Here is a 307-nt window from a genome sequence, read left to right as displayed (position 1 = left end):
GGTAATTCTCATAATGATGTTGGTTCTGCTTTTAATGCTGTTGATACTTCTATCACGAATATCCAAAATCAGATTGCGAATGCGACAAAAAATAGTCTCGTTAAGCAGGAAGGAGATGCAGGTACTATTACCATTGGTGTGACAACGGGGGGTACAGAAATTAATGTTGCAAACAAATCTGGTGAAGCTCGTACAATTTCTGGTGTAAAAGCTGCAGAGCGAAATGATGAAGCTGTTAACAAAGCCCAGCTTGATAAAAGTATAGAGAAGATTTCTAATGATATTAATCTTACAAGTGCTGCTGCAG

General features: G+C 38.1%; 1 protein-coding gene. It reads left to right on the top strand.

Annotated elements, in window-relative coordinates; translation table 11 throughout:
* Window positions 1–307, top strand: a 307-nt coding sequence (locus tag ACFIMM_RS01040; RefSeq protein WP_375692577.1) for a hypothetical protein, incomplete at both ends; no start/stop codon positions are given.

The sequence above is a fragment of the Bartonella sp. AP258QHHD genome, assembly GCF_042196145.1.
GTDB lineage: Bacteria > Pseudomonadota > Alphaproteobacteria > Rhizobiales > Rhizobiaceae > Bartonella.
The sequence above is the reverse complement of the archived record's forward strand: the minus strand, read 5'-3'. Positions and strand labels throughout refer to the sequence as shown.